The following is a 1,016-nucleotide window of genomic DNA, read 5'->3' on the forward strand; positions in this document are numbered from 1 at the left end:
ACGATCAAGGCGGCGCTTGCGCCGTATCTTGGCCGCTTGCGGCGGCTCGGTCACGAGGCGGGCTCGCTGTCGCCCTGGCTGCATCCGGAGCTGTTGAAGCTCGGCCTGCCGGCGGTGTGCTTGGAAACCTTGCACGTGCGTGCGGCGCTGAAGGCGCAGCGCAACAAGACCGACCGGGCGGACGCGCTCGGGATTGCCCACATCATGCGCACCGGCTGGTTCAGAAAGGCGCATATCAAGAGCGAGGCCTGCTACCGGCTGCGGCTGTTGTTGACGCACCGGCGCAATCTGAAGCGCAAGTTTCTGGACCTGGAGAACGCGATCCGGCATTCGCTGAAAGTGTTTGGCATCCGGCTGAACCGGGTCGGGCGCGGCGGTTTTGCGCAAGCCGTACGCGAGGCGGTGGCGCACGATGCGTTGGTCAGCGAGCTGATCGATGCCATGTTGAATGCGCGCGCCGCGTTGTGGAAGGAGTACTGCCGGCTGCACGATCTGGTGGTTCGCCTGGTCGCCGGCCATGAGCTGTGCCGGCGCTTCATGCAGATTCCCGGTGTCGGCCCGATCGCGGCCCTGAGCTTCATGACCGCGGTCGACGATCCCTCCCGCTTCAAGCGCTCGCGCGACGTGGCGGCGTATTTTGGCCTGACCTCGCGGCGCTGGCAGTCCGGCTCCTCGATCGACGTCAAGGGCCGGATCAGCAAGGCGGGCGATGGCGACGTGCGGCGGGCGCTGTACGAGGCGGCGAGCGCGTTGCTGACCCGCTACAAGAAAAAGGACAAGGTCAAGGCGTGGGGGCTGGCGCTGGCCAAGCGCTCGTCGCACCGCAAGGCGACGGTGGCGGTGGCGCGCAAGCTCGCTGTGATCATGCACGCGATGTGGACCGGCGGTACGTTCTATTGCGGTGATCCGGACGCCTCGGCGGCGGAGATGCGCGATGACGCAGCCGCCAAGCAGCGCAAATTGCTCGGGGCTTACGCATGAGGCGCGTGATCCTTCAACCTGGCAGCAACGCCGCG

1 protein-coding gene is annotated in these 1,016 nt (G+C 66.6%); it reads left to right on the forward strand.

The window, feature by feature from the left end:
- Positions 1-981, forward strand: a 981-nt coding sequence (locus L6637_RS42300; RefSeq protein WP_237874467.1) for an IS110 family RNA-guided transposase, incomplete at its 5' end; no start/stop codon positions are given.
- Between the last annotated feature and the right edge of the window lie 35 nt (positions 982-1,016).

Origin of the sequence: Bradyrhizobium zhengyangense (assembly GCF_022012435.1) — a bacterium.
Lineage (GTDB): Bacteria > Pseudomonadota > Alphaproteobacteria > Rhizobiales > Xanthobacteraceae > Bradyrhizobium > Bradyrhizobium zhengyangense.